The following is a 6,015-nucleotide window of genomic DNA, read 5'->3' as shown; positions in this document are numbered from 1 at the left end:
CAGATTATGCTTCGATAACGTCTAAGTTGGAAAAGAATGAGCTAGAAAATACCAATAAGCATGCGTTGCAGCTAATAGAAAAATTGTGTTCTTACTACGCTTTTGACGTAAATAGGAAAATAATCAAGCAAACTTAGTAACTATCTTTTTAATAAGTATAAGAGAGCACTGATTTAACAATCAGTGCTCTCGGTTTGTAGACAAAGGGGTTCGGAATTATAAAATTCCGAACCCCTTTTGAAATTCCCTTTGAATTTTGGCCCAAGGTTAAGAGATTGGGGCTCTACGGGCCCACTTTGTTAGGACATTTTTGGACCTTGCCATGTCCAATTGGCCATCTTCTTTAAATTAATGTCAGCGAAAGTGAGCATCGCCTGCATCGACAATTTTTAAAGTCCATTGCATGCCATGCTTTTCTTTTGCATCTGCGAAAACACGCTCTACCGTTTCTTTACGTTTCGCATAGATAGGTTGTACATCTTGATGAAGACGCAGATAATCTGCTTCTTCTAATTTTATTGCCAAGTAGGTAGCTTGTAATCGCCGGTGTTTTATAAGCTGCATCTGCAGCAATAGCTTCTGGTTTCCCAACTTTTTCAATTACTTGTTCATCAAATGGCTCTAAGATATGACTATCATGCGTATTTCCAGGTGTTACAATCGTCCCTGGCACAAAACCGTTGCGGTCTGCGGCCGCATGAAATGAATGGGCAAACTGTTCTGTTCGTTCATCATTGACATAGTAGCCACTCTCAGGGGCAGTTTTCTTTAATTTCTTTGGTTTCTTCCTTATTAAATTATCAGGTGGAAAAAATTTTTCATCATGGTTTTCACAATCTTGATTTATTTCTACTTGAAGACGTCCTTGATACGCTCGTGTTTCCTTGCGAATGATTTTCTTTTCAAATTTCCGCTTATTCGCACTGGCTTTCACGTGCGTGGAGTCAACGAATACGTGCTCAGCACTTATTAACTTTCTTTCGGCAGCTGTCATTAAGATACGATAGAAAATCTGTTCAAACAGGTCCGTATCTTTAAAACGCTTGCACATAATTTTTCCCGAACGTTGAGAAGTGGGGAACTTTATCATGGAAACCGTATCCTAAGAACCAACGATTGTCCATATTTGTTTCAACTTCTTCAATGGTTTTACGCATCGAACAAATGCCGAATATATTGAATAAACGTCATTTTGATTAAAATCACCGGATCAATACTTGGGGAGACCAACATCGGAGTACATATCTTCCATTAAAGGATAAATAAACGCAAAATCAATCGCAGCATCAATCTTGCGAACCAAGTGATTCGCTGGCACAAGTTGATCTCTTTGAATAGAATTATTTTGATAGCATCGTAAGCACCCAAAATAATTTTGATAATCCCATTTTAAAATAAAAAAGACAGTAGATAAACTCGTTTTTTATCGAGTTTGTCTACTGTCTGAATCGGGCTCTTAAAAAGAAGCCCGATTTTTCTTTTTATTCTTTTTCCCTTCGATGACGGTTAAGTGACTATCCGTTTTCTTTCTCCATTTTATTTTCTTTGATGATTTTGCTGCAGAGAAGCTAGCCACATTATCTTTTTTCGAAGTTCGGTTTTTTAGCCTTTTTTTCGATTGGCGGGCAGCCTTTCGGAATGCTTGCTGCTCTTTTTTAACTGGTTTTCCCTTTGTTAATCCGGTATAAATCATATAAATAATCCCTGCGACAATGGCTATTATGAGAATGTTTCTAAAAAAGCCAATCGGGTCATTAAATAGTCGGCTCAATAGTCCGAGGACTCCGAGGGCGATGATTCCGTATATCATGAAAGATATGAAACGTTTCAACAAAGACACCTCCTTAAGAGCATCATAAGCATTTTTAGCTTATTTTAAACATTCTTCATGTAAAATATTTGAAAAAAATGAAGACCATTCATTTAGTTAGTATATGATTTTCCATCATCAAAATGTGTATAGATGTTTTACACAATTACATCCGATTCTAAACCTTTTTCGGTCTCTTTTTCCATCCTCAACAGTTCTTTGAAGGAGGCCAATGCGACTTCGACTTGATCATCGGTAGGGGCTTTGGTTGTCAATAACTGAAGCCAAAGGCCGGGATAGCCAAGGTATCGCAGGATGGGAATATCCCTTACTTTGTTGGTCAACTGCAATACTTCGAATGCTATGCCAAGCACGACGGGGATAAGCAAAATGCGATCCACGACACGGAGCCATAATGGATCGGTCGGAACAATCATATAGACGAACATACCTACAATGACTGTAAATAAAATAAAGCTGCTGCCACAGCGATAATGAAGGCGTGAACTTTCCTGCACGTTTGCAACCGTCAATTCTTTTCCGCTCTCAAAGCAATTGATCACCTTATGCTCTGCTCCGTGATACTGAAAGACCCGCTTGATCAAAGGCGTCATGGATACTGCGTAAATGTATACCAGCAATAATATCAACTTGAACAAGCTTTCCATTAAAACCTGGGCCATATGGCCGCTGAAGATGGGTCTTGTCAATTCGGCAAGAAAGACTGGAATCAAAGTGAAAAGCAGCTTCCCGAATAGGAAGGAAAGAACACCGATTACGGCAACTCCAAGCCATACACTTATTTTAGAAGATTCTTTCGTTTCTTTTTTCTCTTCCTGCTTTTCCCCGTCTTCTTCTTCATACTGTTCAGTTGAAAAGTTAAGATGTTTCGAACCGGTGGCACTTGACTGTACAAGTGATACGATACCCCGTAGAAAAGGTATTTTTTTTATGCGGTTTACAACAGGTTTCGATTCACGCGGCAGATGATAATATACAATCGTCGAATCTTTGCGGCGTACCGCAGTGACTGTGTGATGTTTGCCACCGAACATGACGCCTTCCACCACAGCCTGCCCTCCATAAACGGGTTTTTGAACCTCAGACATTTCTACACCAACCTAATAGTTATTCACGTAGCTCTCTCAAGGGTGCTAACATGTGTATTATCAAGCATCACAAGGGTTTAAAAGGCGGTCCTCCAATATAGAATGGAAGCAATACCCCTGCAATTACTTTATGAATGTTGAACTACAGGAACGTATTATCCTGTGTACATTATAAATTTCAACAGAGGATGGGTATTTTCCTCTGAAAAAAGCAGATTATTTATGATTTAATCATACAGAATAATTCAAAAAACCTCTAGTGATTCTCCTCCCTAACAATAAAAAAAATAGTTCTATTTAACAAAGGGCATACTACGTAGCGGAGGTGTTTGATATGTCTTCTAATGAAAATGGACAAATTCAACAGGAATATCAAAGCATGTTAATCTACAATGTACTTGCTGTCGGTTTTGTAGGGGGGGCTTTAGCCAGTTTTATCGGAATCTTTGCCCATTATGTTAACTTTATGGATTTTAGCCCAAAATTCATACTAACTTCGTGGTCCAATATGACCTGGATCGATCATTGGCTCGGTACGGTAATGACCATGATTGTATTCGGAATTCTATCCGTGGGGATCGCTTTCATATACTATAGTCTTTTTAAAAGGATGAAGGGTATTTTTCCGGGTATTTTTTTGGGAGTGGTTTGCTGGGCTTTGCTGGTATTTGTCCTGAAACCGATGTTCATCGATTTGCCAACCTTTACTAAAATGTCCGCAAATACGGTTATGACAAGTGTATGCATTTTTATTATATACGGTCTTTTTGTAGGGTTTTCCATATCATACGATCATCAGGAATATATACGTCAAAAAAACAAGGCCGAAAAGCAATCGGAAAGCTGATTGCTACTTGGTTGTAAAAAAGTAGTAAGACAATTTGTAATTATGATAGAATGTTCATGGAAAGCATTCTTTTAACATGAGCAGGTGTTTGATGATGACAAAAATCTTACTAATCAATGGTCCGAATTTAAATCGCTTGGGGAAGCGGGAACCTGCGCATTATGGATCCTCGACGCTTGCGGATGTGGAAGCGCAATTAATGCAGCAAGCTCAAGGGTTAAATGTGGAATTAACCTCTTTTCAAACTAACCATGAAGGAGCGATTATCGACAAGCTCCATTGGTCAGAGGATCATGGGATCGACGGGATTATCATTAATCCTGGAGCTTTTACTCATTATAGCTATGCGATTCGTGATGCAATAGCCGGAATCGATGTTCCAGTGGTGGAAGTGCATATTTCGAACATCCATGCCCGTGAAAGCTTTCGGCATGAATCAGTGACCGCAGCGGTATCGGCGGGACAGATTGTCGGCTTGGGGATACACGGATATGAATTGGCGTTGCAGGCGATCACAAAGATTGCAAAGGGGAGAAATTAAATGGATAAACTAATGCGCTTAAGAGCCTCAATGGAAAAGGTGGGCATTGATGGTTTATTGATCACCAGTACATATAACCGCCGATACATGACCAACTTCACGGGAAGTGCAGGCGTTGTCCTTATTTCCCAAAAAGAAGCTAAATTCATCACTGATTTCAGATACGTGGAACAAGCGGGCAAGCAGGCACCGGACTATGAAATCGTTCAACACAAAGGAACCATCAGCGAAGAAGTCGGCAAGCAGGCTAAAGCGATGAATATCGGCAAGCTGGGCTTTGAGCAAGAGCACCTGACTTATGCTACATATAAAGCATATGAAGCGGCCATTGATGGTCAACTTTTGCCGGTGTCGGGGGTTATTGAGAATTTACGCTTGATAAAGACTTCATCAGAGATTAAGATATTAAAGGAAGCGGCTGCTATTGCTGATGCTGCGTTTACACATATTCTCGATTTCCTGCGTCCAGGGATCTCGGAACTGGATGTATCCAATGAACTTGAATTCTTTATGAGGAAACAAGGGGCAACTTCTTCTTCCTTCGATATTATTGTAGCATCAGGCATAAGGTCCGCACTTCCGCATGGAGTGGCTACGGATAAAATCATCGAAAAAGGCGATTTTGTCACATTGGATTACGGGGCATATTATAATGGGTATGTGTCTGACATCACTCGGACATTAGCGGTTGGCAAGCCAAGTGAAGAACTTATTAATATTTATGACATTGTTTTAGAAGCTCAACTGAGAGGAATGGCTGGGATCAAACCCGGTATGACTGGCAGGGAAGCGGATGCACTAACTCGTAATCTAATTGAAGAAAAAGGATATGGGCAGTATTTTGGACATTCGACCGGACATGGAATCGGTCTTGAAGTTCATGAAGGTCCAGCATTATCCTTTAGGTCTGATATCATTTTAGAACCAGGTATGGCCGTTACCGTTGAACCGGGCATTTATTTACCGGGGGTAGGCGGAGTGCGGATTGAAGATGATACGATCGTTACAATTGACGGTAACGAAGCACTTACTCATTCAACTAAAGAGTTAATCATTCTGTAAACATGTACATGTAGGAGGACAATTTTATGATTTCTGTAAACGATTTTCGCACGGGTGTTACGATTGAAGTAGATAATGGAATTTGGCAGGTTATCGAGTTCCAACACGTTAAACCTGGTAAAGGTGCAGCTTTTGTACGTTCTAAACTTCGTAACCTTCGTACGGGTTCAATCCAAGAGAAAACATTCCGTGCTGGTGAAAAAGTTGCTAAAGCACATATCGAAAACCGCAAAATGCAGTATCTTTATGCAAGTGGAGATAGCCATGTATTCATGGATAACGAAACGTATGACCAAATCGAGCTGCCGGCTTCAAGCATTGAACGTGAACTTAAGTTCCTTAAGGAAAATATGGAAGTACATATCATGACTTTCCAAGCGGAAACACTTGGTGTCGAGCTTCCAAACACAGTGGAACTTGAAGTGGCGGAGACTGAGCCGGGGATTAAAGGCGATACATCTTCAGGCGGCACGAAAACAGCCGTACTTGAGACGGGCCTTTCGGTTCAAGTTCCATTCTTCATCAACCAAGGTGATAAACTATTGATCAATACAAGTGAAGGTTCTTACGTATCACGTGCATAAATGAAAGAAGGCCGAGATTAATTTCTCGGTCACGAATTGTAGACAAAAAGGTTTCGGGATGG

The 6,015-nt window shown here is 40.4% G+C and carries 6 protein-coding genes and 2 pseudogenes; 5 read left to right on the top strand and 3 right to left on the bottom strand.

Features of this window, described 5'->3' with window-relative positions:
• Positions 1-2: 2 nt before the first annotated feature.
• A pseudogene (locus ACIQYG_RS00380) lies at positions 3-137 on the top strand (hypothetical protein); the annotation flags it as partial.
• Positions 138-299: 162 nt separating this feature from the next.
• Here ACIQYG_RS00380 and ACIQYG_RS00375 read toward each other — a convergent pair.
• The 3 genes and pseudogenes from ACIQYG_RS00375 to ACIQYG_RS00365 form a co-directional block, all read right to left on the bottom strand.
• A pseudogene (locus ACIQYG_RS00375) lies at positions 300-1,336 on the bottom strand (transposase).
• Between the two features lie 120 nt (positions 1,337-1,456).
• A complete protein-coding gene (locus ACIQYG_RS00370; RefSeq protein WP_048677789.1) occupies positions 1,457-1,831 on the bottom strand; it encodes an SA1362 family protein in 375 nt (124 codons plus the stop codon).
• Positions 1,832-1,968: 137 nt separating this feature from the next.
• A complete protein-coding gene (locus ACIQYG_RS00365; protein WP_402835008.1) occupies positions 1,969-2,919 on the bottom strand; it encodes a DUF1385 domain-containing protein in 951 nt (316 codons plus the stop codon).
• A gap of 334 nt (positions 2,920-3,253) precedes the next feature.
• Between ACIQYG_RS00365 and ACIQYG_RS00360 the strand changes: the two genes are divergently transcribed.
• The 4 genes from ACIQYG_RS00360 to efp all read left to right on the top strand — a co-directional run bounded on the left by ACIQYG_RS00360 (position 3,254) and on the right by efp (position 5,953).
• Complete coding sequence (locus ACIQYG_RS00360; protein ID WP_402835007.1) at positions 3,254-3,766, top strand: YqhR family membrane protein; 513 nt, start codon at positions 3,254-3,256, stop codon at positions 3,764-3,766.
• Between the two features lie 94 nt (positions 3,767-3,860).
• Positions 3,861-4,307: a type II 3-dehydroquinate dehydratase gene (gene aroQ, locus ACIQYG_RS00355; protein WP_076365401.1), complete on the top strand. Its 447-nt coding sequence runs from the start codon at positions 3,861-3,863 to the stop codon at positions 4,305-4,307.
• Positions 4,308-5,369: a M24 family metallopeptidase gene (locus ACIQYG_RS00350; RefSeq protein WP_402835006.1), complete on the top strand. Its 1,062-nt coding sequence runs from the start codon at positions 4,308-4,310 to the stop codon at positions 5,367-5,369.
• 26 nt (positions 5,370-5,395) lie between these two features.
• Positions 5,396-5,953, top strand: coding sequence for an elongation factor P (gene efp / locus ACIQYG_RS00345; RefSeq protein ID WP_402835005.1), 558 nt, complete (start codon positions 5,396-5,398; stop codon positions 5,951-5,953).
• Positions 5,954-6,015 lie beyond the last annotated feature (62 nt).

This window comes from Peribacillus sp. NPDC096622 (assembly GCF_044762665.1).
Taxonomy (GTDB): domain Bacteria; phylum Bacillota; class Bacilli; order Bacillales; family DSM-1321; genus Peribacillus; species Peribacillus frigoritolerans_B.
This window is presented reverse-complemented; position numbering and strand designations above follow the sequence as displayed.

Excerpts from the sequence above, each read along its gene's own strand:
- ACIQYG_RS00365 (WP_402835008.1), bottom strand. The coding sequence starts at position 2,919 with ATGTCTGAGGTTCAAAAACCCGTTTATGGAGGGCAGGCTGTGGTGGAA.
- ACIQYG_RS00360 (WP_402835007.1), top strand. The coding sequence starts at position 3,254 with ATGTCTTCTAATGAAAATGGACAAATTCAACAGGAATATCAAAGCATG.
- aroQ (WP_076365401.1), top strand. The coding sequence starts at position 3,861 with ATGACAAAAATCTTACTAATCAATGGTCCGAATTTAAATCGCTTGGGG.
- ACIQYG_RS00350 (WP_402835006.1), top strand. The coding sequence starts at position 4,308 with ATGGATAAACTAATGCGCTTAAGAGCCTCAATGGAAAAGGTGGGCATT.
- efp (WP_402835005.1), top strand. The coding sequence starts at position 5,396 with ATGATTTCTGTAAACGATTTTCGCACGGGTGTTACGATTGAAGTAGAT.